The following is a 25,776-nucleotide window of genomic DNA, read 5'->3' on the forward strand; positions in this document are numbered from 1 at the left end:
CCCTGCTGAGGGCTAATGAGGCTAAATCCCTATTTTTCATGCCCTTCAACGAATATTCAGCCGTGTAACCCTTAGATTCCAGAAAATCTTTGACACGTTTCGGAACGTTTTCGTCAAGCAGAAACTTCAGTATATTTGACGTGATGCTCTCCCCTTATGATTTTAGCGGTCCAGCCCAACGCATCCTTAATCATGTCCTCGTTTAAGCTAGGATAGTAGTCTCTGATGATTTCCTCAATGGAAATACCGGTAGCGAGGAGCTCAATTACATCGCTAACCAGGATCCTTGTACCCCTAAAAGTTGGTTTTCCATGACAGATCTCGTCATCGACAACTATGTATTTACTAACCTCAAACCTCATAAAAACCACATCAATCTAACAAACAACCATAGCTTAAAAACTTTTCCTTCTAAGGGAAGACTGATGTTAGCCCAAGTTTCCTTAAATATATGTTATAGTCGATCTACTGAAGCTTTGAGGATGCATGCATAATGATTTGTTAATGACTTCCGTTTCGTGAACTTTCTGAAATTGTTATTTTTCATCTATTCTCTCTATACGTCCCTAAGAAAAGCTTCCATAGGGATCATTATTATTTCCTTAATGCCTAAGGAGATAGGTAAATGTAGACGTTTTAGAGTAGGAGACTGAACGGCTGGATAAATCATTATCGTGATTCTGTATTGGTTTCCCTAAGCTTAATATATGGGTTTGTTTATTATTAGGACTGTGGGTAAATTTAATCGTAGAAAAGCATCTATAGGAGGCATTATCTTTTTTATGTTTTACAGTTTTCTTATTTTCTTATTCATTTATAGAGGAGATATGGGGAAGATTGTTTGGTCATGGATATTATATATGATTAATCTTTCCCCTATTTTCCTTTTTGCCTCTATATCTTTCTACTTAGAAACTAAACCTATAAGTATCGAGAGGATACTTATCATGATATTTTCATTCACTATCTGCTCATATACATTTTTCCAACTTACAATTTTAACTGTAGGAGGATATGAATCATGGATGAGTGAAGTATTTACTCTCTACGTAGCTATATCATGCATATGGTTACTTAAATTTACATATAGGTGGTGGAAAAATAGTAAACAATCAAGTAATGAATCAGACTAAAGCGAGTTCTCACATAAACAATGTTAAACAATTAAATCGAGAATTATCATCCTGGTTTAAGGTTCATCAAGATTACAGAATAGTCAGTATTACTAGTTAAGCAACCCTATAAATTTACGATTGAAGTCTACAAGCTACAACAATAACCAATAGAGATTTCAAACATGTAAACATCACCAGCTCTGTAAACTTAAGCATTGCTGACCGCCTACTACTAGTATAGTATGAAAGATTTAGAAGATCAACAACATGCTGGAACCTAATAGTAAACCACTCATACTATTTTACAACCACCTAGAGGTAAGCTTAAGTTACCACGTCAAGCCATAATGTAGTTAAGATTTATATATTGGTATGAAAAGTACTGTTGGATGGGGTTCCCATTAGGGAAGATATACCTATAGTTTACAGAATTAAAGTGAACGTTTAATATCAACCTTGGTGGATCTGATTTTTGAGGAAAATCCTGGAAGCATATACATCACCTACCTGGATGTGGTAGAGCCGCCACAACTTTTAAATATCTTAAAGTCTTAAAAATGTAAGAATATGCAAAAAGAGTTGGATGAGCTTGAGGTAATCGAGAGATATCTGATTCTGCTTCTCGGCGTTGTAGACAGGCCAATCCCCTCACGCGAACATCTCCAGAAAGAACTGTTCATCCTGTCTAAGGCATATCCAAAAGCCTCCAAGTTTTTAAAATTTGAAAGACACTACAAAGGGCCGTTTTCATCCGACGTAAGCGAATTGATAGAGAATCCATCTTACCATGTAGGTGCTTTTTCAATTGATAGAAGTGGACGATGCTTCCTTACTGAGGAGGGGAGGAGAATTTATGAAAAAATCGTTCAGGAAAACCATGGAAACACTCGGTTCAGAGAACTTCTTGCAGTAATGAGGACAATAAGGGAACTCTACGATAGGCTGTCAAAGGATGAGCTACTTTTCCTCATATACACTTCATATCCAGAATACAGGGAGAAATCAATATTTTTCGAAAAACTCCTATCTAAAAGAGCGTCTTTAGCGGAAAGCCTGCTTAAAAAGGGATTGATAACGGAGAAGAGGTTTGAAGAGCTTAAGAGGTTTGAAGAGCTTGCAAGCTATGATGATAGTTCCAAACAGTAGCTTTTATCTATGCTTTCTAGACGACATCAGAAGCCCCCACTACCTGGCAAAAATCCTAAACCATGAAAGCTTTGATTTTGTAACGGGTGGGAGGGTACTGGAAGAGATCAAAAAATCCTCCAGATATCAACTCGTGCAGGGAAAAGTCAAGAGGAGGGTTAGAGTTTTTAAATACATCAATTACGGCGAAATCCTGAGGCCCCTCTTCTCAGTAGAAGAAATAGAAAGGGGAGAACATGAGGTGGTCGCGATTTCCTGCATCCTATACATCCTCGGAAACAACTTCCTAGCCATAATAGATGATGATCAGGCGAGGAAGTTTTTAAAGCGAATTTTTCCTGAGGTTGAATGTAGAGTAACGGGAACTGTTGGATTTGTGGAAGAATGCTGTAGATACAGGATCTTTTCAAAGGAGGAAACAATCAACATTTTAGAATCGATAAAAAACTCTAAATTTAGGGTAAAAAAGAAATAGTTGAGGATGCAATAAAGAGGGTGAGGGAGGGATAATATGGTGAAAAACCTCGAAGTGAAGGAAAACATTCCAGATAAAAGATCTCTGTTTAACATAAAAAAATTTAAAATCGGGAATTTGGAGATTGAAAGACCTGTCAGGACAGTTGACGCCAGAATAGTTGAGAGAAGAACTGGGTTGCTTGAAGAGGTGAGGAAAGACTTCCAAAAAATCATTTTTGAGCGTTCGAGACTGGTAACTGAAAGAGATCTTAAGAGATTACTTCTTGCACCGGATAAAGAGGTCAACAGGTTCTTTAAGTTTAGGATCTTCATGAAATCCTATCCACACATATTTCCGCACACGTTTAACTTTAATCCCTTAGAAAAATCTAAAAATCTGGAAGTCTTCTCCGGGTATTTCAGTTATTTACACAGCTTTTCCGATCCGCTTCTGCTTATTCCAAACATAAAAATAGAAATGTATGAAGAGGAATCCGGCAAAAGGAAAAGGGTGACTGGAATGAAGGACTACATAAAGTTCGTTCACGAAGCATATAGAATGCTGGATTACAGAAACAGGAAGCCGATCTTCGTCCCACTTTCGCTGAGGTTTGGAATTGATGAAGTCAGGAAAATAGCAAAGGAGTACATAAGAAGTGAGTACTACTCTGTCTGGATAGATTTCGAGGGTGCTGCGATCACGCCTGTGAAGGTATCGAAAATCAGATCATTCATTATGGAGTTCGAGCAAGCAGAGAGACTGAACGATCTAGTAGTTTTCACCACCAACATAAAAAGGGAGATAATTTCCAACATCAGAAGCGAAAGGACACCGGCATCAGATGTTCTAGCACCTCTAGTCGGCTCAAACCTAGTTGGAGTTAACAAAGAACCCCCAAAGCCGTTTGCGGAAGAAATAGGAGAAATAAAGGGTGAAGATTTGAGAAAACATAAGGCAAGGGTTTTCGACTCTTCAACTTATTATTACTTAAAGTTAGATGCGACAAACTATAATGTCGAAATGCGTGAGCGCCTCTTAGATTTTGAATACAACATATTCTTCAACTTAAAACTTATAGATCAGGAATTTTCAGTTCAAGCAGAGACCTTTCTTAAAGAAGGAAACGTAGAAGAATACATCACCAAAAAGCAAATGATAAAAGAATATAGAGATGGAGAGCTTGGAAAAACCCTCTTCAGGCAAGAAGAAAGAATAAGCGAGTGGTTTTAGTTTAATTTATGTATTGGTATGAAAGCATTGTTAGATGAGGTTCTCATTAGGGGAAAGAGTTCGCCTAGAAATAATAAATTGAAGCCTGCTCTACGTGAACCCAGAGGAATTGAAACCCTTCATTATAGGGAAGTCATAGAGCTCATTAAAGATGAGGAATCGCCGAGATGGCCTGAATGGGGGGTGTCAACACTGTCCACATCAACAGATCTGCAACAAAGACAACCGCAACATAGGAAATAGCTCTTTAAAAACAAAAGACCAGGAAGGCTTTAACCCCTGGCTCAATTTTAGATTATCATTGAGGTTGGTGGTATGTGCTTGAATTTTATCTCGTCATTCTCAATGTAGATTCCATAGCTTTCCATTATATTCAACCCTATTATTGCATCCATCTTCAAGTCTTCGATAACTCCAATTATTTCCCTCTCCGGCAGGATATATCCTTCAACCTCTATGTAGACAGTTGTATCTCCTACAAGCTTGCCGTACTTACCCCTCACAGCCAATGGAACTTCTTTAGGCTCTATATAAGGCTCATACCCAATCCTCTCAGCGAATTCCCTGCTGAAATAGCTCCTCCTCGATCCCGTATCGAATAGGGCTAGAGCCTCTAAAACCCCGCCATCCTTATGCACCCGAATCCTCTCCTCAACCTTAACCATTCTTTTCACCTCAGACTATCTCAAACTCTATTGGAACCTTCCTCGGCCTTGGGCCCTCTGAGGTAAAGATAATGTCCCAAGAATCTATCTCCGGTCTTCCTACGATCAAGTCTAAGTCCTCCCTTAAGTTCTCCGCAACCTCAAATAGAACTCTACCAGGAACCCTGACTTCCTGAAACACAACCTCAACCAAGCATTGTCCAGAAATCCTTAGTTTACCTCCTTTATCCGCCGTTCTTAACTCGTAGGGCTCACTTAAAGGTATAAAGCTCCCAACCTCCTCAGCCCTCCTCCTAGAGATCACGCTTTTGCCAGCACCAGTATCAACAAGGCACTTAAGCCTAACAGTCTTCCCCCCATATCTGAGTTCAGCTTCAGCAACAGCTTACTCGCGCGCGTATTGCTCCTATTTATTTATGTTGTTGATCCACGACTATGGATAGAAGTAGTTTCTTTAAGAAATGCGTATCCCTTACAATACTTATTTTACTGCATTACCCTAATAACTCTCATATTCGGTACAATAATATTTATTGTATTGTGGAGTCGGAAACATAAGGTAGCATATTGAATTAAATTTAAGTAATGCTTTACGCGTGCGACAACTTAAGTATAATTATGCTACTCTATGTTTAGCTAATAGCTTAATCCATCATAAAAGTTTTAAATGCCACATGGAAGCTCTAAAGGTTTTGATTCTTATAATATTAAACTAGATGAGGCTGTTATTTTACCTTTAAAGGCTATCTTTCGTGGAAGACTGCTGAAGCTGTTGCTAAGAATGTAAGGGAAGCAAATACAATTATTCTATTTGCCAAAGCTACTCTTATGATCAGAACAAGCACTGCTAAAAATCGAAATCGTTTAAATATAAACATAAAATCCCTGGTGTACGCTATCCCGATGGGGATGAGGGCAAACATCATCAAATGTGATTGAATGCCCGGATTGGATTGAACGCATGCTTTTACTTTTCCATCTCCATTAGCATAGCATTTACGATTAAATCCTTAACATCAACTCTTCCTCCTTTAGCAAGCCTAAGTTGATACACTTCCAATACCCTATTCTCAAGCCTTTCTCTCGACTTACAAGCATTCTTATTTTCCATGTCAGTATCTGCTTTATGTTGAATCCGCAATTCCCTCACCAGATCGACCATAACATACAAAGAAAAAGTAGAAAGTTATTGAAATACTACAGCTATCTCAATGTGATCGGTGAATGCTTCCGCTGCTAACCAAACATCTTTCAGCCTAATCGATCTTCACGCATGTTGAATGCTAGAGCCTACTCTTCCCCTCTCCATACCCATAAATAGCATATTCTACTGCGTGGCTTATTACGTGCAATGCAGTATTGCAAGCATTATATGCCGAGCTCCTCACCAACTATTACTACGTTTATACGTCCTCTTTCTCTAGGTGAGACACCTTCAACAATTACAACGTAGCGGCATATTCTCCATTCATGGTTGCAGTCAGTACAGTAGCCTGTTTTAACGCAGGGTAGATCGATGAATTCTTTCATGTTATGTTTGAGATAGTGTCTTATAGCATTCTGTGGTGCGCAGACATTACGTATTCGTTTTAAAGCCTCATCCACATCTTTAACTATCTTGTTTACTCCTGCAACAACTATCACCTTCTTCGGACCGAAAATAATTCCGGAAACCCTATTCCCTGCACCATCGATGTTAACCAGTTTCCCATCCATTGTGATAGCGTTCGTACCCGTTAAGAATACATCAGCTAATAAAGCCTCCCGCTGCAGTTTCCGCCTCTGCTCTACATCGGGGATCCAGGCTTCAGGAAATGGATCTATAATTTTATTCTGATTACGCCTAATAAGCTCCGGAATAATCCCTATCTGGAATAGAGTAACTGAATCTGCACGAGCAACAGTTACACCTGCCGGAATCATGCTTAAAACGATGGAGAGAGCCTCCCCCCGATTTGGGGCATACAGCGCATTTATTCCCCTCCTTTGAAGATTCCTTATAGTCGTATTAACACGTACTTCACGAAATCGTTCAGCCTCCTTAGCGAGATCAGCCTCCCCCATCATGGTAAGAACCTCTTATAGATGAAGATATAATCTTTCGCTCTTTAATAAGATTTGTGTCCTTTCCCTTTAGATGTTCTCAGTCTTCCTCTAGCGAGTTTGCTGCTCAAAGCCTCTAGGACTGTTAGGTGAGTAGCGGTATTTACTGTTAAAGCATCATCAAGTCTAGTAAGCGTGTTGCTGAGCTTGCCTTAATAATTAAATTAGGAGCACATAGACCACCTAGAAAAGATCCAGCATACAGCCCATTCGTGAAGAGAAGGGGAAAGATAATTAAACCTCGGTTAAGTATTTAAATAGTGTTCGAATTTAACTATTGTGAGGTTTGATAGATGGTAAGGTTAAAGGTGGTAAATTGGCGCTGTATTGAAGACCTAGAGTTGGAGCTATCGAGGATAAATATATTTATAGGTCCAAACTCAACCGGTAAATCAAGCCTTGCCTATGCTATCTATTTCGCCTCTAAATCTAAAGACAGCGATCCTCGATCTTTGCTGAGGCAACTATATGGATGTGAATTCGATAAAGTAGCTAGATTGGTAGATAACATACCCCAGCTTCCCATATCCATTAGAATAGATGGTTCGGAGTTTTCTGTAGAACTTAAGGAGCAAAAACTTGAAGTAACCAATCTTTTGACCCCTCCATGGACTGATGAATTTCTACTTCCTTCAAAAAGGGTTGGCTACATTCAGATCTTGATGCTACTACCGAAAATAATAGGTGAATTAAAGAATAAGCCAGAGGCTGCTTTTATTGGAAGCTTTGCCGGAAGCTTTTTTGAATTATTTAAAACCCTTCCCATATTTCCCCCATTTGGTATGTTTGTCTCAGATTATGTGAGGGCTCTAACAGGACAACGGCTTGAACCCATAAAGGGAGAAATGGGGGATGCTGGCTCCTATATAGTAATCTATACACTCTTCTCCTTCTTATTTGAACTCTATACTCAAGATCCCTACACCAAACTACAGCTTCCCGCAGAGCTATCTCCGGATGGACTTCTCGATTTTGCCATATCCGATTCTGTGATGCGAAAGGCTCCTGAGAATAGCTTAGTTGTGATGGAGGAGCCGGAAATTCATAAGAATCCCTTAAGGATAGAAGAGTTTACTGAAAACATGGTAAAAACGGTGCTTGATAGAAAGCTTACATTAATAATGACTACCCACTCCGATATTCCTCCAATTACGGTAGGGAAGCTTATAGCGAAAAAACACTTAACCCCAGAGGAGGTTAAGGTATACTATTTCAAACGTGATCCATGGACTAAAACCTCTGAAATTAAAGTATATGAAGATGGAACGTTAGAAAGTTTACCGGACACAGAAGAACTGATCACCCATCTCTTCTGAGGTAACTCAACTTGTTTGCTTTAGTATTAGATTGTAGTTCACTAATACCTTGCGGTGAAAAGCCGGAAGAAATGAAGGAAGCAATACGATGGCTGGGAAACATGCTTTCCAACCCTAATCTAACTAATCATGTAATAATCTATTTTTCGCCATACCTCATCAAAGTTTACTACACAAAGGCTAAACCATTATTAGAACAACACCATCCCCTTCCCCCCTTCCAAGCAAGTCTTCTTAGGGTTTTACCAAGACTTAAGATGTTCTCTAGCAAATTAAGAGGGTTTCTGTGTAAAACCCGTTCATCAGAAATAGGTGTTAAGCTCCATGTTTTGGAAAGTACTCGTGTTCAACTCTATGATGTTAACGATGTTGGTTTAACAGAAGAGGAGGATAAAGAAGTTCTTAGAGTTGCGCTTGCTTCAGCACATCAAGAAGCATTTCTTGTAGCAGCAAACAGTCACTTTTTCGAAAACTTAAACCAAACTTAGGAAGAAATACCCTAATGAAAGCCAGAAAATAAAAATAGTTAAGCCAAACGATCCTAATTTCAGGAATTTTTTAACAGCACTCACTTTATAGCTCAGAAAAATCATAAATCGGCTTAAGGACTGAGACCGTACTAAGAAGGTCTGGAATACTGCATGGAAGACTCAAGGTAATGGTCTAAAGTTTTAAGTGAAGCTGCTTTCACAGTTCAGACTTATGGATTCAGTACTACCTATTGAACAAACATATCCCGTGAGCAAGGGACTTATATTCACCACTTATATTCACCGTTTCTTCAATCTCTTCATTCTTGGTTAAAGTGAATATTCGTATCAATGTAGTAAATCTATAAGCAGGAATAAGATTATTAAACTTGAGGAAAGACGTTTGAAAAGAATTAAGCTGCAAACACTAATTTCACTCAACTCTTTAATAGCCTTATCTTTAGAACAGGATAGGAGTGCCTGTTTTCTTCGATACGATACTGTTTAAACCTATTCTCCTCATCTTCCAACATGTTTAAAACCTCATGAAGCGTTATCGAAGAGTGAGCCTTTACGGCATTGTAGAGAATTAAGCTTATCATCTTTCCATACTTATACTCTCCCAACTTCTTAACGATAACGTTTTCTGAAACATCCCTGCGCAGATCGTATATCCATGCCTGCCCTCCATCTTTCAAAACCCTATAGATCTCGTTTATTACGTGTAAAGGCTTCTTCCAATGATGAAGTGAACCTGTACTTACAATTAAGTCGAATGAAGAATCTTCAAAAGACATCTTGTTCGCATCTTCAACCATAAATTTAACTCTGCTCGAAAGATTTGCCTTTTCAGCATTTCTTCTAGCAATCTTCACCATATCGCTAGATATATCGATTCCTATAACCTCAACACCCGGAGCCAACCTAGCTATTTCTATTGGTAAGTATCCGGGACCCGTACCCACATCTAGGATTTTTCCTTGACGGAATTCGACAGCAACCTCGCTAGCTACTTGCCTATAAAAATCCCTCATGAATCTGCTTTTAGCAAATAAGGTATAGGACCTTGTCCCTGGAAAGGGTATACCTTCAGGAGCATACTCTTCCAAAAACTTATGGATACGCTCCAGCATATCAACCTAAACTTAAATAACATTACCAGATAAATGTTTATCCCATACTCCAGCCTCTGAAGTCTTCTAAGCTACCCTAGCAGTTACGTACGATCCATACCTCCTAGCATCTTAATATGCATAATTATTTCACTATAAATATGTGTTAATACATGCATGTTCGCTTCTGTGCAGCATAAGGCTTTAAGCTAAGGTTGAAAGGAGCAAAAGCGGTTTGAAGTTAGGAGAAATCTTTGTAGAATCTACCATCTTATAGCTTTTTGAATACTTTCACAATATTTTAGAAATGCTACGGGAAACGTCTTTCCTTTATACTTCACCCTCTTTTGTAAAGCATATCTCCTCCATTTTCTATGTGATTCAGCATATAGTATAGGGATAGGAATAAATGGAATATTATCCATTTTTAAAATATCCATTTTTAAAATTTTTTAATGGATATTATCCATTTTTAAAATATTATCCAGCACATTTAAGGTATTCTCTATTTTTTCCCTCACCTCATCTAAATCATAGTATCTTGTTTTCACCTCTACAATGAATGCGCAGATTTTACCATCATGAATAGGATGAAGTATTACACAATCAGCTCTTTTTAAACCAGTAAAGCATTCTACACATCCATCAACTCGTATGTGGAAGTATTGGCCTCCATCTGCTTCCCAACATACCTTACCCCTCTCTCTACACTCACCTATATTGCATAAACACCTAGAAATTGCGGGGGGAAGCTTCATTCATTTCCCTTTGAAGTGATAGATAGCATAAATTCCTCTCCTCCTCATAGAGTTGCTCGATAACTTCATCGAAAGTAGGCATTTCCTCGAGGATATTCACTTCCCGAGTAACGTATCCTTTTTCATCAGGTTTTAACAAGTATACAGCTACATCTTCAGGCTTAAGATTAGCATTAGCTCTACCTCCAGTTAACCCCTCCATTACTAGATGCGCTAGCTTTCGTAGAAGTATATCGCTATGAGTAGTAATCAATATCTCAAGCCCCTCATTTACAAGTTGCGCAAAAATCTCCATAAGCTTAACTTGAGCTGCTGGATGAAGATGGGATTCCGGCTCCTCTATTATAAGAAGATACCCTTTATCAACAAGCTCCCTTAAGACTAAGTATATTGGAGATAGTTCTTTAACCATAGAAGCCGCATGTATTAAATCTACGGAGGATTCTTTATCCTTAAATTTAAACCTATAAACCATCTTACTCTTAGGTAGCTTCAATTCTTCAAACACTATCTCACCTTCAATCACTTCTTTAAATAAATCCGACATCTTTTCAAAAGGCCCCTTCCTCCCTGTTAATTGTAATAAAAGAGAGTAGAACTCGTAAGCCATACCGGGTATTGGAGGCACTGATATACCTTTTAAAGGAGCTGTGGATGCAAGAGCTATTAATGCGGAGGATACAGCCTCATAGCCCTCCAATAATCCAGCCCTGCCGGCAGGTATGTATAAAGTTGATAATAATGGTCTTTTAGGAAATATGAATTCTGCAATTTTCTCTATTGCTGCAATAGTACTTGTAAAATCTCTTCCCCCTCTAGAACGAATAACCCTATTTATAAGTTTATTGGTCTCTTCATCTTTAAGTATATTATCAATCAATTCATCCATCATTTTAATATCGAATTTAGCGCTTAGATTGCCATCTTTAGTTATTGTGAATTCCGCTATTGAATATTTAGAATAGGCACATTCTACCCTAGTATAATCAGAGTAAAGATTTACTAGGCTTTTAAGCTCCATGGCGAAATATCTTTCCAAGAAATCCCCTAAGGTCTTATTTAAATACTGAGTTAAATACTCAATTATCATATCCACCACCATTTTCACACATGAAAGATGTGTTATTTCCCTAGCTTCTTTTATCTTTTTCCGGAGGTCATCCACTTGCCTCAAATAAGGAGCAATAAAGTCTTCTGTTGTACGTATGTGTTGAAGCATAGATGTTAGAAAACGTCTTGGAATATAACCCTCCGTCAAAGTCATTAAGGTAAATATGAGCTGAGCCAGCATGGATTTTCCAGCATTGTTTTTCCCTATAAGGACCGTTAAGGGTTTTATTTCAACATCAGCATAACTTATCGGCCCAAAATTCTCTACCCTCAATTTCATGTAACTCAGCCTCAGCTTAAGATAAATAAGCTCCCCTATACTTATAAATACTACGACTAGTAGGAATTTTAGCTTTGTGGCTTAATTTCGAATCTCGTAAATTTACACGTATAATAGAAACGGAGGAAATTCAATATTATTCCTTAATTCATACCGATTTAATATGAAGAGTACGATTATCGAGTATTAAGCCACAAAACTGAATTTTAAATATTTTTGAGCATTAATCCTCCTTACAGTTATGTATTACATACCACGGACCTGGCAACTTAACATATTGTATCTGATTTCCTAAGTTGCCACGTCCTATACCACTATGTAAACTTATATATAGACGCGCGCGAGATTCTAGTGAGGGGATGGCTAATGGTTAAATGTCCGTATTGTGGCTTTGAAGGTGATCTTAATCCTCTAAAAACTTGGAAGTATGTATTGTAGGATGTCTACTTTTATGAATGTCCAAGCTGTAAGGGCAGGTTCAGATATCAGGTAGATCCTACAGGTAGGAGGGGAAGCTATGTGATTAGGGTGGGGTTAAGAGGAAATGAGTGGGGAAATGCATTGAAAGATGTGAATGCTAAGCTTGTAACTCTTAAGTGGAGGACTTAGTACTCTTCCTTACACTTTAATTTCTCAGCTATATACTGTGTGAGATCTTCAAAAAGCTTTGATAATGGCCTTACTCCCTCAATGCTCTTAAACTGCTCGTAGAGGCTGTTTAAAATATAGACTCGAATTTTAAGCTTAGTCATAATAGTACAGATGTATTTGTCGATATCATGCCCTATCGAGATGAACCAGTAGTTATCCTTTATCCCGTAAACCTCCCTTAATATGTATGCCTCACCAACGCTAACCCTCCACCTTTCCCTAACTTCACGCTTAACGGATAGTATAACTGCTTCACTAGGGCTCCTCCTCAACACCTCTGCACTTGGAATAATTATGTCGGGCTGCTCACCATCTACAAACTTCCTATAGTCGAATGGTATCCTCATTCTCCTAAGCATATACCTAATAATCATCTCCGCAGTTGATCCGGCTCTCGCCCTTGCGGAATTCGCAAGTGAGGTCTCGAAAGCTCTTTCATCAACGCCGACTTCCCTAGATCTGATCTTTGGAAGCCATCTTTCCCGTACTTTCTCTTCATGCTCGAGAAAGATCTTATGACATTCTCCCTCCAGTCCCTCTACAATAGCTGATGGAGAAACACCCTCCTTAAACAGCCTATCGACATTAAGTCTCCTCCTCGCCTCCTCAAATATTTCGCTTGCTTTGGGAATTTCGTTAAGCCAAGGACCCCTAAACCTTTTTGCCATAAATTGAATATTAGCAGGCTAATATAACTATGCTTTCCCCAGATATTGTCTTACATCTTTCACCTGGAATGTTTTCCGGAGCATTCTCCCACGGCATTCGCTTACTTGGAATCCTTCTATAAATTGTAGTTATATGTTTGAACCCTAAATTCTCTCCAAGCTCCACAATTATTTTATCTGTCGGCACCTGAACTCTTCTAACAGTTCTGTTTCCAACCACGAAGCAGCAGTAACCGCCTCTCCTAAGCGCTCCGTGAAGCTGCTCTAAACACTCGAATAGATCTGTGAAGTACCATAGGGTTTCCCTCGCACGCTCCTTACTCCTCCTGCTAATCTCCTCTATCGTCGTATGGAGGGTTTCTGAGGGTAGGTTCTTGAATTTCCTTAAGCCTCCCCCAAGCGAAATCTTATCAACGTTAGTAACTATATTTTCATCTAAGCCGAGCCATAGAGATGAGAACTTTGAGAATTGACCGTAGGCTACCGTAGTCCTGCTATCGCCGTAGGGTGGAGATGTAACTACGAGATCGACGGATCCATTTTTTAAGGGAAGCTTCCTCGAATCTCCAAGCAAGACATCGCAGGCAACGTCTTTAGGAGCTAAACCGTAGAATTCAGCCATTCTCCGAATTCTCTCCTCAACATTTTCGACAAATATTTGGAAGACGTTTGGATTATGCTTCTCCAACTTCTCCGGTGGCAACCTATAAATTTTGAACTCATCAGTCCTAAGGTTTGAAACCTCCCTTACAGTTACACTAAAGCATGTGGCGAAAAAGTGGTAAAGGTCGGAGTCTTCAACCCCATCTAAGAAATGCCTTATTATTGTTAGTTCCTTCGCTACCTGAGGCTTAAACCAGTAGCTAATATTTGGAATCCTTAATGGCTCAACATCAAACTCCCTAAATCTGAGGCTTCGAATATCTTCCCCGATCTTTTCCTTAAGTTCCCTCCAAGAGCTTAAGATAAGTTTCGGATTTATTGGAGTTGTCTTAGCCCTCGCTATTATTATGGCTAGAGGATTTATATCTATGCCGACGGAGTTCCTGCCCAGAAGCCTAGCCTCAACCAATACTCCACCTGAGCCGCAGAACGGATCTAAAACTAAGTCTCCGGGCTTAGAGTAGCGGGTAATAAGCCTATTAGCTATCTGGGGAATCATTCTAGCCGGATATGGATGGAATCCGTGTGTGAGATATTTTGTGTCTTCACCGGCAAAGCTCCAGTCCTCCTCGTTAAGAATCATGAATTCATCCGTTTTCTTCAATTTTCCCTCCACCCTTCGTTACAATTATCTTGCTATCCTCAATAGACCAGTCTACATAATCGCCGGGTTTAAGATCCAGCATTTCCCTTACAACCTTCGGTACAGTAACTACAAGCTTTTTCATAAGCTTTGTTGAGGCCAATCTTTTCATTTAAACCGCCAGGCTTCCACCAGGAAAATAGTTGAATACAAATATAAATCTAACGTCTTTCACACCTTTTAATAGGCTTATTTTCTCTAATAATAAGCCTTTCCAAGCTGGCTAAACACATCCTCAAAGTATTATGGGAAAGCCGACATCTCTTAAAGCTGCTAAAATCTAGGCTCCTCATCCCTGAGAACATTTAATATTTACCTATCAAAGTAGTCCATATCAAGCTTAAAATGGAAGAAGAGAAACAAAAACCATAGCATGAACTAGTTCTCTTCCCAAGAATTAAAATAATGCTAAAGTTTCAAGTCTCTTTTATATGAGCAGATTCACGAGATTCGGAATTAAGCCATAAATGGTAGGTTCCAACTCCTACTGTTCTAAAGCTGTTTTTCTATTTTCTTCAAATCCTCATATCTACTGTTTTGAAGAATAACGTGGGAGGAATTAGATTTCTTGTTGATGGAGCTTAGGCATTGTTTAAATTTTTCTGCAAAATCTGATAGTGATATCAACTTCTTATTCTGAAGATCCAGAGTATAAAACTCCACATTAAATCTTTTACCCTTAAAACACTCCTTCTTCCTAAATAGATCCTTCATATGTAGTAGAAATCCGAAATTATCCATAACTATGTTTACCTTAGCTATAGATGTCCCATCATATTTATCAACTGTTCTATTTATCTTTAAGTCAGGTTCTCCTCCAGCATGGGGGCCAAACAATGTTTCAACCTCATATACCTCATCTCCAACCATAACGTCCGGAACTACCTTCGTAGCTAGCTCCTTCTCCGTTTTTATTCTCTTCAATATTTCCTCACGTGTGGAGAGTTTTTCACCTTTCCTCCTCAACTCATGTACTAGATACCTTACTAGAAATACCTTAATGTTAAAGTGGAGGGGTGATTCCTCCTCAGCGGGATTTGTTGATTCCTTAAATAGTCCCTTCTCCTCCCTCTTAACGTCTTCAAGAGCTTCATTGAATAGGCTTCTCTCATTAAATAGGGCTTTATTAAATATGTAGTCGAAGGTTGTAATTGTTGGCTCCCTATCTACCTCCACTCTAATTGTTGATATCTTATCCACTCCTCCAGATAGCTTCTCTAAACCAATCATTCCGGAGGATAGCTCTATCAATTCTTTCGGCAATCTCCTAGCCTCCAACTCTATTATGTTCAGACTTCCTTGAGCTTTCTTATTAATTCTTTGCATCAATTCTCTAAGACGCTCAAATTTTTCACCTCCCCTCACAGTAAATATTATGAAACCCAACTTCTCAGCATATGTTTCCTCCAGCCTCTCCCATAAATGAGTTTCGTCAGGCATCTTTTCCTCCTTATCAAGATCAATGGTAAAGATTCTGCCACCAGCTTTTAGAAGCTCCTCCACCATCCTCTTATTCATATCATCCATCCTCCTTATCTTCACAGCTTTAGGCTCACCACCCTCCCTTTCACGGTAAATCCTCAAACATATATTTTCAAGAAAGCCAACATAGCTATCATTCTCCAAATCCTTAAATAGAATTATTTTCGGACCTCCACCCCTTATCCCTCCCCCCTCACCTCCAAACGCAAATTCGAGAAAGTCAGGAATTTCTCCTTATCTAAAATTTCTCCCTCGATTATGAAGGGTAAAGTAGTCGGTTCCTGTGGGAAAATGTTAACAATAAAGTTACATGCTTTTAGGAGCTTAGCAGTGACATCTAGATCCATAGCAGGTACTTCAGCTATTGGACCAAGTTCGTCAACCAGATCTTTAAAATCTTTGTATTCAACAAACTTTTTCCTTCTTACGCTGTCTGCAGCTTTATAGGAAATTCCAAGTCTGCCTCTTGAAACCCACCATATAAAATTGCCCAGATCTCCCTCTTTTTCTCTGAGGGTAGTGGCAGTTATAGGGGGTAATGTGATGGAATCCCATCTTCGCCTTTCAGCATGACCATAGAGAGCCTCGTAATGAGATAGGGGAGCAAATGAAGCTATCGGAAAATGGGGTGTATGCTCAAGCCAATAACCAAATGGACTCCTATCATCTGTCCTTACCTTACTCAAAAGCTTCTCATAACTTCTTTCCATTTCATCTATAAGGAAAACCACTCTATCATGCCTTAAACCATGCTTACTTAAGTTCTTTACGAAAATCTTCATTTCCTCAGTAAAAAAGGTATTTGATCTATCTCCCCTGAATCTAGCTCTTTAACACACTCACTAATCTGCGAATCGATTTTCTCAGCAAAATTACTTGCTGTAGTCTCAGCATCAGGTAACAACTGATCTAAAGTTGCATAAAATGCTATACCTCCGTTTTCCCATACAAACGTGAAGACATGATATAAAAGTTGGGTTTTTCCTTGGCCTATAGGACCTCTTATCGCTATTGGATTTTGTTTTTCTCCTACCAAAAATCTTTTTATTTTCGCCTCGATTTCTTCTCTGATTATTCTGTGTTTATCTGTGAAATCTTCCCATTTTGAGCTTATCGATGCAACGTAACGTGACATCTATTTCTACCTCCAATTCGTTCTATATTTACCCCTACTATATGTCACCCTTCTAAACTCACCTTCTAACTCATGAGATCTTGCTCCATGCTGCACATCCCTACTTTTCAGAGTTATACCATAAGTCATACAGGACCTATTTAAATTTAGGCTAACTGCCTAAAAAGTCTATCGGAATTATCGGCAAATCACGCACTCGTAACCTACTTTACCACTAGCCAAGAAATCTAATTTGTGAACCTGGATTTAATGGATATCATGTTATTCAACTTCCCGATGGAAAAGAGGAGTTCTTTGCCATCGAATAGAGATAGGTAGACCCCCGAACCGCGGCTATTCCTGCAAGAGAGGGTAACGTAAAACGTATTGAGAATGAAAAAGTAAGGCAACTTTGTGAAGAATGTCTTTACATTTCCCTAAATAAGATTATGTTAAACATAAGCTAATTAATTAGATTAAACGTCTAATAGTTCGGGTGGGTGCTTCATACACGTACACTCTATTTATGTCGGATTTAAACTTAAATTTACCCCTATTTATGTTAGTGGCACAAACTATTGCATTAAATATTTCAGATTCATAGTCAAAATATGGTGAAAATAGAACTTCATCCAAATACTCAGGTTCAATGCCGCGTAATTCCGGATATTTTATCAGCATGCTGTGTATACATTCTTCTACTATTTTATCATACTCATTTATATCCGGGTTTACGATAAGAAATTCTACTTGTTCATCTATTATTGTATCGATAACAAAAAGGAGAACAGATTCACCTTTCTTATAATTCTTAAACTTTTCACAAGCTTCCTGATACGCTTCCTCTATTTTCGATGCGAAAAACTCAAGGTCAGCCATACTTGCCTTATTCCTTAACTTTTTAAGCTCAGAAGGATATTCTCTTAACAATGCTTCTATTTCTTTACCGTTTACAATTGCATTAATGTAGAATTTTGCATGTAATCTTTCGCTTCTTATTTGGTCGAGATTAAAAGGGATGCACGTAATCTCTACAGTTAACATTGCGTTTGTTCTTTCCTCCTGTAATACGTAATCTGGTGATTTTTCATTTCTAAGGACTTCGTCTGGTTTTTCAACAACAACCCACCTTCTTCTTCCACCAGCATTAAGATACCACATTAACCTCTCAAGTGGGAATTTTTCACGTATCCATTTATCATCTTCAGCCTCCTCTCTTAACATTATAGCTCTTTCTTCCTCAGACGTCATGAAGGCATTCACGCCTACTCTTCCTAGTTAGGTTTTACTTACTTTTTAAGTTTGCATGCGGTTTTCTCGCTTTGTAAACTTAAGCATTTTTGATCACCTTTATTATGGGTATTGTATTTTCTATGAATTCTTTGCTTTAACCCTTCTATTTATCCATTCGTTTAGCATTATCATTATTGATTTTAGAATCTGTATGTTCCTCATCGCATTCATTCTTAATGCATGTAGTTATCGAATAGCCTAGTTCTATCCTTAACTTTATTATCCTCTCCATTAAATTTCTAACTTCAAGGCTGTATACTCCATGCCTTAAGTTGAGAATCCTGCATGAAGCCCTATAGTATGGAGCACCATCAGTTAGTATAATTATGTTGAGCCACAGATAGCTCTAATCCTCTTAATAATATTAAGATGTTAGTATGTTAGAGCAACATCGAAAGTCATCATGCATACAACCCTCCTTGAATAGGACTCAAGAGCAATGTACAAACCTCCTCCTCAAAGTCTATCTTAATCTTAGTACCATCAATAATCAATAGCATTCTACGAATATTCCATCAGGAAATAGGAGGCTTAAAGACCATGATAGAATTGATTTATGACTCCTACATATTATAAGCTTAGAATGCTTGAAGCAGCTCTTGAAGAGCATAAAGAAAATATATAAACCATAAATAATTAAGATAAATGGGTTTCTCTCCTTAACAACTTTAGGCATGGAGTCACTATAGTTAAAGAATAATTTACTTTTTGAATTTAAATAAATTAATCATCTAAATTTTCTTTGAACTTAGATGCAAAGCTGATAACGAAGCTTTCAAGAGCAACGAGTTTTATTATCTCGCCTTACTGGTATCCTGAACCATTCTTTATTAGACTATAACTCTAAAATAAAAATTTAATATTGCTCAAGATAGGCTGAAGCATCTCTAAAGTTGCTTCCTATCCGAAATCTCCGCCTGAAAAAAGTAAGTCGGGTTATCCTTTTCAACAATGTTACGAAGCTATTCAAATGCTTTAGATTGTCTTGTTGTAAAATAACTTTGAACTGTAATGTAAGGCGTCATCGGTATCTTCATTTGATCGCAGATTCTTTAACGGACTAAATCTCCAAAACTCTTTTGATGTACTCTAGTATTTCTCTGCTTCTCGTTGGATTTAGCGAAATTGCTTTACCTCTTTTGTGGAGCAGGATATATCCTTCCTTGGTCAAGTCTTCCACGCATCTCCTAACTCGTCTGCCGTCTCTTATTATTTGTTTGCTCATCCAGTTGATGAGAGTGTCAAGTGGCAAGTATTTTGCACCCCAACAATGCTTTCTGAGGAGACGGTACATAAGGTCGGCTTTTATTTCTTCATCGCTTATTTCTTGCCTAGACATAAGTTCACTTATGATACCTTTGGAAGTTAATATTTAAATACTTGTTTATTCAAATAACTTTAGATAACCATGCCTGAAGAGCTTTACACGAAGAAGAAATATCAATCTCTTTTGTTAAGGACTCTTGGAGATTCGCCTAAGCTGAGGATAATAGACTTCTTTTTAGATAACCCGCTTTTCGACTTCACGAAAAAGGAAGTCATAGATGCCTTGGGAATGAGTAAGCAGACCTTCTATAAATACTTCGAAGATATTGAGAGGTATGGAATAGTTAAAGTTTCAAGAAGGATAGGTAAGGCAAGTCTCTACAAAATTAACCTAGAAAACCCTATAGTTAAGATGTTAAAGGAGTGCGAAATACAGCTTTCTCTACAGATAGCGGAGCAGGAAAAAGCCAAGATGGAGAAGCCTGTCCAAGCCACAACGAGCAGATGAAATCCACCTCATGTATAAGGAGCCGGTGAGCCTAACGTAAACAGTTATTGATGGTATAGCCCAACGATATTTTGGAGCCCAGCGATAGCTATCTGTTTCTTACGCGCGCCTGAAGTGGAGAAACAAAGACTTAATCAAATTAACTTAACTATACTCTTAAAGATTACCAAATAAAACCTTTGATGAATTAGCTGAAGTATTGATTGCTTTCTTAAAAATTTAGGGGTTAGATACGGCTCATTTGGTTAATTTAATAACGTTAATTTACACTTATATCCTTTCCTTACTTCTAATTGCCGAGACTTCCTGATGTCCTCTAAGTGTAGGTCTAATAATGCGATATTTTCAAATCTAGCATAAGTCCGCCTTCATTTCTCCTTGTAAATAAAATCATCCTTTCCAAATTTTTCCTTTCTATCGAGTAAGTTTTCAGCTTCACGCGCGCAGGTTTCTAAGCCAAACTGGTTTATATGAATTGTGAAAGAATGATTTTATCCACCAACAATAACTGTGTAAACAACCTCTTGTTTATTCTGAAGTTCTGCGATTATCCTTAGAACCTCATACATCCTTGGAGCACTTTTCTTAATTTCATCTAACTTGCTTTTTAGGATGAATTCCCCTTCTTCCTCGATAACCTCTTCAATAGTTTTTAGCCCTATTTTATTCTCCTGGTTTCTTGATGCGATATCGGCTGAGTTCAAAAATAGCTTGAACAAATACCTAGCGTTTCCATCGCATTCATTAGCCACAAATTCGCAAAGCGTAGATAGAGCTTCTTCGCTGATTACAAGCCTCCCGTAAGCTTGTTTTATTCTTTGCTCAGCTATTTCATAGAGCCTATCAGCATTGTAAGGCTTAAACTCGCAGTACTCTGGCCTTAACCTTGAAAAGAGCCTTCTTCCAACCAACCCTCTAATTTCAGCTTCGCTTGTAGATATTAAAATCAAGCCAATTCTCGGAAAGGTCTCCATAATGTTGTTTATGTTCCAAAGAAAGCTTTCAACCCCATTCATCTTATCGAAGTTATCCAGAGTTATAGCGATAGTGTAATTTCTTTTCTTGAGAAGCCTCCTACCAATTTCTCTAACCATTAAAGGTGAAGGCGGCCTTCTCTTTTCCTCGCCGCAAATAACTTCGTAAATCTCTTTTAATGCTAAATTGGGAGTTAAGTGTGATGCGCAAAGATAAATTGAGCAAGCATTTTCAAGCTCATCAAACTGATTCAAAACATGCTTTGTTACAACAGTTTTTCCAACTCCTGGCTTACCATAAATGCAGAGAACCTTATTCACTCCCTTAAGGACATCTTGAAGAAAATACTTAATCGTTTCTCGCTCTTTTTCCCTGTCGATAATTACCTCTGGAATGTAATTATCTGCAAAAACATCAAGCGTAGCCATGTTTTATGTTTGTACTTACTTAAAATCTAAGTTTTCGGAACACCTCCTTGCCAGAAATCCTCATGAAAAAGAAAAATTATGAGAGATCCTCAAGAAAGAAAAATATTTTTGCTTTTAATCAGTTTTTCCAGTTCTGTTATTACTTTTCTCCTATCTTTCTCGTTGTATTTTGTCGTTCTGAATATTCCTCTCCAGCTATCTAGGAAGGTCTTCCTTCTAATCTCAGGGATTATCCTCTCCTTAAGTTTTATTGAGAATATCTCTGGATAAGGTAGTATTTGTTTAACTCTTTCTATCAGATTTTGTGGAATCCCCGTTTTCACAAATTAACGCTGCAATATCTCTTATATCGGATGCTCTAGCCGAAACAACCTTTGCTATGAAATAATCAATGTAGCTTGGAACGGGTAGTTTAATGGGCTTACCAGCTATGGGGATTGAGACGAACGCTCTATTTTCCATCATAGTTTCGTCAATCTTTATTGCCTCCTTTGCCTCTCTTCCCCTAATCTCTCCCTCCATAAAGTCAATGGAAACTTTTACTCTTGTTCTATTGTGCTTAACAAATTTCATGCATCTCAGGAATCCATAATTGTTGCGCTTCTGTTCCTCTTCAACTAAGTAGCCTTCAGGAAGGAATCCCTTTATCCTCTCTATGTTCCAGCCATTTCTTTTCATCATCACGAAGTCGCAGTCTCTTGTAAACCTTGAGAAAGGGATGAAAGCCCTTAAGGCATAACCACCAATCATTATTAGCTCAGGTTCTGTAAAGCCTTTAGTTCTCTCTGAAAGAAATAGTAGGCTGTTTAAAATCTCTTCCTCCCTTCTCTTCATTAACTCTATGACTTTAGGCAAATTCAACTACCTTCTCCACAGCTTCTTTTACCAATTCTCTAACATCAGCCTCCTTTATCTCAGCAGCCTTGAACTTGAAAATTTCTTTTCCGAAATACTCATTGAACAACTTGCACCCAAATTTTATTAAAGTCCATACTCTCAAGTTTGTTTTAGATACTCTTTTCCATCTCCCCAAATTTTTCAACCTATCAAAATCGACTTCCTCTCTTCTAAAGTATAAGGTTGCGAAAGCGTCTATAAAAGACCATTCGACTAAGCAATCGACTATACAAGATTCTAAAGTTTCGACGAATAAGCCATCAACCTTCTCATACTCATAAGGGATTTTCTTGTGATACTCGACTTCAAAATCCCAATTCATGCTCTTAGCAAAAGCTTCTAAAGCTCTTTTGTAAGATTGATTGTTAACAGCTAAGCGGAAAACATCTCGATGAATAAAATCATAGTTCCATACGCTTGCGGCTGTTTGCTTGATTATCACTTTAAAGCCTCTATCCTTTGCTAAGAAATCCCAAGCATCCTTGTAGCTTGTTGGTATCCAGTACCAACCCCAAGTTATGCGCCTTATTCCATTACCCTTAGTCAACCTGTGCAAGTACTCCTTAGCCCTAGGATGGATTTTTCGTAAAGAGCTTAAGCTAAACAAGCTTCCAGACCATTCTTTCACTAATCTAGCTTTGAATTCATCTAAATACATGAAGTCACCTTTAATATAAATTTGGCACACTAATTTAAAAGCTTCTATGCTACTCTACAAGATTAGAATCCTAAGAGAGTTGGAGGTCTCTGCGTTTTCTATGTGTTTCCGCTAAGAGTTTAACACCTCTCTTAACTATTGGGTCCCGATGGATTATTTTATGGCAGTTTGGACAGAGAATAAGTTCATTCCAACTTTCAGCAGCTCCCCCTTCAGATATGGGGATTATGTGATGTATTACTGTTTGCTCAAAGGACCAAACTCCCGGTAGCTTGTCACCTACCCAGACCTCCCTTCCTCCCCAACCACATATTTGACATTTGTCTCCCAGCCTAATAGGAGATGCTATCCCCCTCATTAACCTAATCCTCTGTCTTTGCGCCTCAGTTTCCACTGAATGACAGTTCGAACAAATTTCTAAAACATGAATACTTTCACCCCAAAAATAGGTTCTATCATGATGTTTCTCAAATACATATTCATTATATGATTTACCGCACTTTGAACATTTTTTAGTTCGAAGTATACTGGTCAACGCGATCCCAATAACAGTATTTCTAACTCATAAAAATTTAGCGAGCTCCTAAGCGATCTTGTTAAGCTCAATTTTTCCATTATCCCCCTAATGAGCTTAGAGAAAACTCTTATGTTTTCAAATACAGTATAATACTTCTCCAGATAAACCCATTGCATGGATTTAAGCGGTTTATCTCTTCTATCTGGAGCGATAAAAGATGTTATTAAAGCTTTGTGGCTTAATTTCGAATCTCGTAAATTTACACGTATAATAGAAACGGAGGAAATTCAATATTATTCCTTAATTCATACCGATTTAATATGAAGAGTACGATTATCGAGTATTAAGCCACAAAACTGTTATTAAAATATTTTGATCCTTACTCCTTATTTAAGCCATTCCCGGTATTCCGGTATGAATTTTTCAACGATTTCATCTACGAGGGCTTCGCTTACAAACCTCAGCATGTAGTCCGCCGGTATATATTTTACAGTAATTACCTGTAGCGGATTTATTGATCCGACGTAGATTATTGAGTCGTCGATTATGACTGCCTTGAAGTGGAACCTTGGCTTCTCAACAACCTTAACTCCCTTCCTCCTGAGAGCCTCAATGCATTCTTTATGCTCTCCCGGATCCTCAACCTCCTTCTGATTGGGCGGCCTCGTCACAACAACTATTCTCCCCTCCTCAATGCTTCACCGGTCTCCTTAAGGTTGCAGAACTTCTCGACAGCACTCCTGTTGAGGAAGAGTGATACTATCAGGACGTAGTTGCTGAGGCTCTCCAAATCCTTACGTAATGCTAGAATGAATTCATCCGCATCAAGGATCTGGATAGCTGGGCAAGGATCTGGGTATTTTCTTTCAACTTTCGACGCTTCAGCCATAGTTAAAAGGTACCATAAAGAGGTTCTGATGTTTTAGACAGAATATTCAAGATTAAGGATGGCTTTGCACATCTTTTGGACAATGCTTGAGTTCATAGTTTCCTTCTCTTTATGGTGGGGAGGAAAGAACTATCAAAAGAGCTTTCGGCATTGTGTCCTCACTATTCCTTAAAGAAGTCTTGTTGCCTCATTTTACCTTGATTATTTTGATATTTCTTAATTATTGAAGCAAATTCTTCAGGATTTTTAACTGAGAGGATTATTGATTTCCAATATCCATTCCTTCTCTTTATCTCAACGCTTCTTCCATGATGTATTGCAAAATATATTTTCTTCTTAAATGGATCGATTCTTAATCCCCATCCAACATACCAAGGTATTCTTTCAACAATTTTAATTTCTTCTATTTCAGAAATTGGAGTTACATGCTTGTAGGGCCAAAAGTAAGCTTCGATTCTATCCTCATATACTTTGAAGTAGCTCGGAATGAAGAGAAGCCAAGGTTTATGATGTTTTTCCTCATAAACTAGCTTCACCCCCATCACACCGTAAATTTTGCGTAGATATAATTTAAGGTTTATTGTTGTATTACCTTAACAGGGGATGATCGGAAAGGTGAAAAAGTCTAATGCCTACCTCATAGTAACAACCCTTATGCTGGTATGGAAGAGGACGTGGAAAAGCTATGATTGAATTTTTCTCAACACTAACATTGATATCGCAATAGCGGCTATTGCGTTAGTGTCTTTACATCCACCTTCTTATCTCTAAACCAAAATGCATCCTCAAAAGACCATTATTTATAGCTTCAATCACTCTTATAGCTTGAATATACTATCAAGCATAATCACTTAAATGTGCTAGTAGTAGTGATAATGCTACCAGTAACCTATCAATATACTTTTTGAGGTTTCTTCCCCTCATTCTACCACTCCTTCTATTTTGCATTCCACCATCTGGGCTTAGTGGCTCACCACCTTGTCGTGGGTTCTTCAGAGGATATTTTGAGAAACTTTTTATTAGGCTTTATTTCTAAAATTCAGGTAAGGAGCATCATGTATGTGGGGTTTTGCCTATAAAATCAAAAATGCCCTGAAACCCTAAAGAACAGTAAAAACCAAATAAATGAACACTTATAACGCATGGCTTTACGGTTCTGAAAGTGAAATGACTATGCAGAACACATCCTTGACGGATGTTGCTACAGCCATAAACGCGACTCATGACGACATAAACTACGTCTAACAGTATGTAGCTTACAATGAGCTGCAGCCCTTAATCCTTAAATAGCTGAAGCTTTAATTATCAGGTGGTGCAGAAAATGTCTTATTCAAAACTCCTTGAAAAATACGTTGTCAATAT

At 38.2% G+C, this 25,776-nt stretch carries 31 protein-coding genes; 7 read left to right on the top strand and 24 right to left on the bottom strand.

What is annotated here, in order from left to right; genetic code table 11:
- Positions 1-113: 113 nt before the first annotated feature.
- The gene (locus MRT15_RS03305) at positions 114-362 is read right to left on the bottom strand and encodes a DUF433 domain-containing protein (RefSeq protein ID WP_304327895.1); all 249 of its coding nucleotides are present in this window, start codon (positions 360-362) and stop codon (positions 114-116) included.
- A 1,320-nt stretch (positions 363-1,682) separates the two neighbouring features.
- On the opposite strand from MRT15_RS03305, the gene MRT15_RS03310 reads away from it, so the two are divergent.
- The 4 genes from MRT15_RS03310 to MRT15_RS03325 are packed head-to-tail and all read left to right on the top strand — an operon-like array spanning position 1,683 to position 4,191.
- Positions 1,683-2,261, top strand: a complete 579-nt coding sequence (locus MRT15_RS03310; RefSeq protein ID WP_304327897.1) for a hypothetical protein — start codon at positions 1,683-1,685, stop codon at positions 2,259-2,261.
- Positions 2,239-2,736: a hypothetical protein gene (locus tag MRT15_RS03315; RefSeq protein ID WP_304327899.1), complete on the top strand. Its 498-nt coding sequence runs from the start codon at positions 2,239-2,241 to the stop codon at positions 2,734-2,736. Before MRT15_RS03310 ends, MRT15_RS03315 begins: the two co-directional genes overlap by 23 nt.
- Positions 2,737-2,772: 36 nt before the next feature.
- Positions 2,773-3,948 carry a hypothetical protein gene (locus MRT15_RS03320; RefSeq protein ID WP_304327901.1) on the top strand — a complete coding sequence of 392 codons (1,176 nt, stop codon included), beginning with the start codon at positions 2,773-2,775 and terminating at the stop codon, positions 3,946-3,948.
- Positions 3,949-3,966: 18 nt separating this feature from the next.
- Positions 3,967-4,191: a hypothetical protein gene (locus tag MRT15_RS03325; RefSeq protein WP_304327903.1), complete on the top strand. Its 225-nt coding sequence runs from the start codon at positions 3,967-3,969 to the stop codon at positions 4,189-4,191.
- Between the two features lie 47 nt (positions 4,192-4,238).
- On the opposite strand, the gene MRT15_RS03330 is transcribed toward MRT15_RS03325, so the two are convergent.
- The 4 genes from MRT15_RS03330 to MRT15_RS03345 form a co-directional block, all read right to left on the bottom strand.
- The gene (locus MRT15_RS03330) at positions 4,239-4,613 is read right to left on the bottom strand and encodes a hypothetical protein (protein WP_304327905.1); all 375 of its coding nucleotides are present in this window, start codon (positions 4,611-4,613) and stop codon (positions 4,239-4,241) included.
- Between the two features lie 10 nt (positions 4,614-4,623).
- Positions 4,624-4,917: a hypothetical protein gene (locus MRT15_RS03335; protein WP_304327907.1), complete on the bottom strand. Its 294-nt coding sequence runs from the start codon at positions 4,915-4,917 to the stop codon at positions 4,624-4,626.
- Between the two features lie 663 nt (positions 4,918-5,580).
- Positions 5,581-5,754: a hypothetical protein gene (locus MRT15_RS03340; RefSeq protein WP_304327909.1), complete on the bottom strand. Its 174-nt coding sequence runs from the start codon at positions 5,752-5,754 to the stop codon at positions 5,581-5,583.
- 227 nt (positions 5,755-5,981) lie between these two features.
- Positions 5,982-6,680 carry a lactate utilization protein gene (locus MRT15_RS03345; RefSeq protein WP_304327911.1) on the bottom strand — a complete coding sequence of 233 codons (699 nt, stop codon included), beginning with the start codon at positions 6,678-6,680 and terminating at the stop codon, positions 5,982-5,984.
- Positions 6,681-7,009: 329 nt separating this feature from the next.
- Here MRT15_RS03345 and MRT15_RS03350 point away from each other — a divergent pair, with 329 nt between their 5' ends.
- Positions 7,010-8,032, top strand: a complete 1,023-nt coding sequence (locus tag MRT15_RS03350) for an AAA family ATPase (protein WP_304327914.1) — start codon at positions 7,010-7,012, stop codon at positions 8,030-8,032.
- A 71-nt stretch (positions 8,033-8,103) separates the two neighbouring features.
- The gene (locus MRT15_RS03355; protein WP_304327916.1) at positions 8,104-8,520 is read left to right on the top strand and encodes a hypothetical protein; all 417 of its coding nucleotides are present in this window, start codon (positions 8,104-8,106) and stop codon (positions 8,518-8,520) included.
- A gap of 419 nt (positions 8,521-8,939) precedes the next feature.
- Here MRT15_RS03355 and MRT15_RS03360 read toward each other — a convergent pair whose 3' ends face one another.
- From MRT15_RS03360 to MRT15_RS03410, 11 genes are all read right to left on the bottom strand, one after another.
- Positions 8,940-9,635: a class I SAM-dependent methyltransferase gene (locus tag MRT15_RS03360; RefSeq protein ID WP_304327918.1), complete on the bottom strand. Its 696-nt coding sequence runs from the start codon at positions 9,633-9,635 to the stop codon at positions 8,940-8,942.
- Between the two features lie 431 nt (positions 9,636-10,066).
- Entirely contained in the window at positions 10,067-10,372 is a 306-nt protein-coding gene (locus MRT15_RS03365; RefSeq protein ID WP_304327920.1) for a hypothetical protein, read from the bottom strand.
- Positions 10,347-11,762 (bottom strand): AAA family ATPase, encoded by a 1,416-nt coding sequence (locus MRT15_RS03370; RefSeq protein ID WP_304327922.1) that lies wholly within the window; start codon positions 11,760-11,762, stop codon positions 10,347-10,349. The genes MRT15_RS03365 and MRT15_RS03370 overlap by 26 nt, the downstream gene beginning before the upstream one ends.
- A 605-nt stretch (positions 11,763-12,367) precedes the next feature.
- Positions 12,368-13,081 carry a type II restriction endonuclease gene (locus tag MRT15_RS03375; RefSeq protein WP_304327924.1) on the bottom strand — a complete coding sequence of 238 codons (714 nt, stop codon included), beginning with the start codon at positions 13,079-13,081 and terminating at the stop codon, positions 12,368-12,370.
- Between the two features lie 10 nt (positions 13,082-13,091).
- Positions 13,092-14,348: a DNA methyltransferase gene (locus MRT15_RS03380; protein ID WP_304327926.1), complete on the bottom strand. Its 1,257-nt coding sequence runs from the start codon at positions 14,346-14,348 to the stop codon at positions 13,092-13,094.
- The gene (locus MRT15_RS03385) at positions 14,332-14,499 is read right to left on the bottom strand and encodes an AbrB/MazE/SpoVT family DNA-binding domain-containing protein (RefSeq protein ID WP_304327928.1); all 168 of its coding nucleotides are present in this window, start codon (positions 14,497-14,499) and stop codon (positions 14,332-14,334) included. The genes MRT15_RS03380 and MRT15_RS03385 overlap by 17 nt, the downstream gene beginning before the upstream one ends.
- 380 nt (positions 14,500-14,879) lie before the next feature.
- Positions 14,880-16,013, bottom strand: a complete 1,134-nt coding sequence (locus MRT15_RS03390) for a hypothetical protein (RefSeq protein ID WP_304327929.1) — start codon at positions 16,011-16,013, stop codon at positions 14,880-14,882.
- A gap of 35 nt (positions 16,014-16,048) precedes the next feature.
- Complete coding sequence (locus tag MRT15_RS03395; protein ID WP_304327931.1) at positions 16,049-16,651, bottom strand: hypothetical protein; 603 nt, start codon at positions 16,649-16,651, stop codon at positions 16,049-16,051.
- On the bottom strand, positions 16,648-17,004 hold the full coding sequence (locus MRT15_RS03400; RefSeq protein WP_304327933.1) for a hypothetical protein: 357 nt from the start codon (positions 17,002-17,004) through the stop codon (positions 16,648-16,650). Before MRT15_RS03400 ends, MRT15_RS03395 begins: the two co-directional genes overlap by 4 nt.
- Before the next feature lie 450 nt (positions 17,005-17,454).
- Entirely contained in the window at positions 17,455-18,234 is a 780-nt protein-coding gene (locus tag MRT15_RS03405; RefSeq protein ID WP_304327934.1) for a hypothetical protein, read from the bottom strand.
- A gap of 1,102 nt (positions 18,235-19,336) precedes the next feature.
- Positions 19,337-19,615 carry a hypothetical protein gene (locus MRT15_RS03410; protein WP_304327936.1) on the bottom strand — a complete coding sequence of 93 codons (279 nt, stop codon included), beginning with the start codon at positions 19,613-19,615 and terminating at the stop codon, positions 19,337-19,339.
- A 69-nt stretch (positions 19,616-19,684) separates the two neighbouring features.
- Here MRT15_RS03410 and MRT15_RS03415 point away from each other — a divergent pair, with 69 nt between their 5' ends.
- Positions 19,685-20,050, top strand: a complete 366-nt coding sequence (locus tag MRT15_RS03415) for a winged helix-turn-helix domain-containing protein (RefSeq protein ID WP_304327938.1) — start codon at positions 19,685-19,687, stop codon at positions 20,048-20,050.
- Between the two features lie 491 nt (positions 20,051-20,541).
- Here MRT15_RS03415 and MRT15_RS03420 read toward each other — a convergent pair whose 3' ends face one another.
- The 8 genes from MRT15_RS03420 to MRT15_RS03455 form a co-directional block, all read right to left on the bottom strand.
- The gene (locus MRT15_RS03420) at positions 20,542-21,453 is read right to left on the bottom strand and encodes an AAA family ATPase (RefSeq protein WP_304327940.1); all 912 of its coding nucleotides are present in this window, start codon (positions 21,451-21,453) and stop codon (positions 20,542-20,544) included.
- 89 nt (positions 21,454-21,542) lie between these two features.
- Entirely contained in the window at positions 21,543-21,776 is a 234-nt protein-coding gene (locus tag MRT15_RS03425) for a hypothetical protein (RefSeq protein ID WP_304327942.1), read from the bottom strand.
- Positions 21,736-22,308, bottom strand: coding sequence for a nucleotidyl transferase AbiEii/AbiGii toxin family protein (locus MRT15_RS03430; protein ID WP_304327943.1), 573 nt, complete (start codon positions 22,306-22,308; stop codon positions 21,736-21,738). The genes MRT15_RS03425 and MRT15_RS03430 overlap by 41 nt, the downstream gene beginning before the upstream one ends.
- Positions 22,301-23,008 carry a hypothetical protein gene (locus tag MRT15_RS03435; RefSeq protein WP_304327945.1) on the bottom strand — a complete coding sequence of 236 codons (708 nt, stop codon included), beginning with the start codon at positions 23,006-23,008 and terminating at the stop codon, positions 22,301-22,303. The genes MRT15_RS03430 and MRT15_RS03435 overlap by 8 nt, the downstream gene beginning before the upstream one ends.
- A gap of 70 nt (positions 23,009-23,078) precedes the next feature.
- The gene (locus MRT15_RS03440) at positions 23,079-23,402 is read right to left on the bottom strand and encodes an HNH endonuclease signature motif containing protein (protein ID WP_304327947.1); all 324 of its coding nucleotides are present in this window, start codon (positions 23,400-23,402) and stop codon (positions 23,079-23,081) included.
- A 509-nt stretch (positions 23,403-23,911) separates the two neighbouring features.
- Positions 23,912-24,196, bottom strand: coding sequence for a hypothetical protein (locus MRT15_RS03445; protein ID WP_304327949.1), 285 nt, complete (start codon positions 24,194-24,196; stop codon positions 23,912-23,914).
- Between the two features lie 5 nt (positions 24,197-24,201).
- Positions 24,202-24,414: a hypothetical protein gene (locus MRT15_RS03450; protein ID WP_304327950.1), complete on the bottom strand. Its 213-nt coding sequence runs from the start codon at positions 24,412-24,414 to the stop codon at positions 24,202-24,204.
- 161 nt (positions 24,415-24,575) lie between these two features.
- Positions 24,576-24,950 (bottom strand): hypothetical protein, encoded by a 375-nt coding sequence (locus MRT15_RS03455; protein ID WP_304327952.1) that lies wholly within the window; start codon positions 24,948-24,950, stop codon positions 24,576-24,578.
- Positions 24,951-25,776 lie beyond the last annotated feature (826 nt).

The organism is Candidatus Culexarchaeum yellowstonense (genome assembly GCF_024707025.1).
Taxonomy (GTDB): Archaea; Thermoproteota; Methanomethylicia; order Culexarchaeales; family Culexarchaeaceae; genus Culexarchaeum.

What these genes read in the sequence shown, in the direction of transcription:
- MRT15_RS03305 (WP_304327895.1), bottom strand. Translation starts at nt 362, where the DNA reads ATGAGGTTTGAGGTTAGTAAATACATAGTTGTCGATGACGAGATCTGT.
- MRT15_RS03310 (WP_304327897.1), top strand. Translation starts at nt 1,683, where the DNA reads ATGCAAAAAGAGTTGGATGAGCTTGAGGTAATCGAGAGATATCTGATT.
- MRT15_RS03315 (WP_304327899.1), top strand. Translation starts at nt 2,239, where the DNA reads ATGATGATAGTTCCAAACAGTAGCTTTTATCTATGCTTTCTAGACGAC.
- MRT15_RS03320 (WP_304327901.1), top strand. Translation starts at nt 2,773, where the DNA reads ATGGTGAAAAACCTCGAAGTGAAGGAAAACATTCCAGATAAAAGATCT.
- MRT15_RS03325 (WP_304327903.1), top strand. Translation starts at nt 3,967, where the DNA reads ATGAAAGCATTGTTAGATGAGGTTCTCATTAGGGGAAAGAGTTCGCCT.
- MRT15_RS03330 (WP_304327905.1), bottom strand. Translation starts at nt 4,613, where the DNA reads ATGGTTAAGGTTGAGGAGAGGATTCGGGTGCATAAGGATGGCGGGGTT.
- MRT15_RS03345 (WP_304327911.1), bottom strand. Translation starts at nt 6,680, where the DNA reads ATGATGGGGGAGGCTGATCTCGCTAAGGAGGCTGAACGATTTCGTGAA.
- MRT15_RS03350 (WP_304327914.1), top strand. Translation starts at nt 7,010, where the DNA reads ATGGTAAGGTTAAAGGTGGTAAATTGGCGCTGTATTGAAGACCTAGAG.
- MRT15_RS03355 (WP_304327916.1), top strand. Translation starts at nt 8,104, where the DNA reads ATGAAGGAAGCAATACGATGGCTGGGAAACATGCTTTCCAACCCTAAT.
- MRT15_RS03360 (WP_304327918.1), bottom strand. Translation starts at nt 9,635, where the DNA reads ATGCTGGAGCGTATCCATAAGTTTTTGGAAGAGTATGCTCCTGAAGGT.
- MRT15_RS03365 (WP_304327920.1), bottom strand. Translation starts at nt 10,372, where the DNA reads ATGAAGCTTCCCCCCGCAATTTCTAGGTGTTTATGCAATATAGGTGAG.
- MRT15_RS03370 (WP_304327922.1), bottom strand. Translation starts at nt 11,762, where the DNA reads ATGAAATTGAGGGTAGAGAATTTTGGGCCGATAAGTTATGCTGATGTT.
- MRT15_RS03375 (WP_304327924.1), bottom strand. Translation starts at nt 13,081, where the DNA reads ATGGCAAAAAGGTTTAGGGGTCCTTGGCTTAACGAAATTCCCAAAGCA.
- MRT15_RS03385 (WP_304327928.1), bottom strand. Translation starts at nt 14,499, where the DNA reads ATGAAAAGATTGGCCTCAACAAAGCTTATGAAAAAGCTTGTAGTTACT.
- MRT15_RS03395 (WP_304327931.1), bottom strand. Translation starts at nt 16,651, where the DNA reads ATGAAGATTTTCGTAAAGAACTTAAGTAAGCATGGTTTAAGGCATGAT.
- MRT15_RS03400 (WP_304327933.1), bottom strand. Translation starts at nt 17,004, where the DNA reads ATGTCACGTTACGTTGCATCGATAAGCTCAAAATGGGAAGATTTCACA.
- MRT15_RS03405 (WP_304327934.1), bottom strand. Translation starts at nt 18,234, where the DNA reads ATGACGTCTGAGGAAGAAAGAGCTATAATGTTAAGAGAGGAGGCTGAA.
- MRT15_RS03410 (WP_304327936.1), bottom strand. Translation starts at nt 19,615, where the DNA reads ATGTCTAGGCAAGAAATAAGCGATGAAGAAATAAAAGCCGACCTTATG.
- MRT15_RS03415 (WP_304327938.1), top strand. Translation starts at nt 19,685, where the DNA reads ATGCCTGAAGAGCTTTACACGAAGAAGAAATATCAATCTCTTTTGTTA.
- MRT15_RS03420 (WP_304327940.1), bottom strand. Translation starts at nt 21,453, where the DNA reads ATGGCTACGCTTGATGTTTTTGCAGATAATTACATTCCAGAGGTAATT.
- MRT15_RS03435 (WP_304327945.1), bottom strand. Translation starts at nt 23,008, where the DNA reads ATGTATTTAGATGAATTCAAAGCTAGATTAGTGAAAGAATGGTCTGGA.
- MRT15_RS03450 (WP_304327950.1), bottom strand. Translation starts at nt 24,414, where the DNA reads ATGGCTGAAGCGTCGAAAGTTGAAAGAAAATACCCAGATCCTTGCCCA.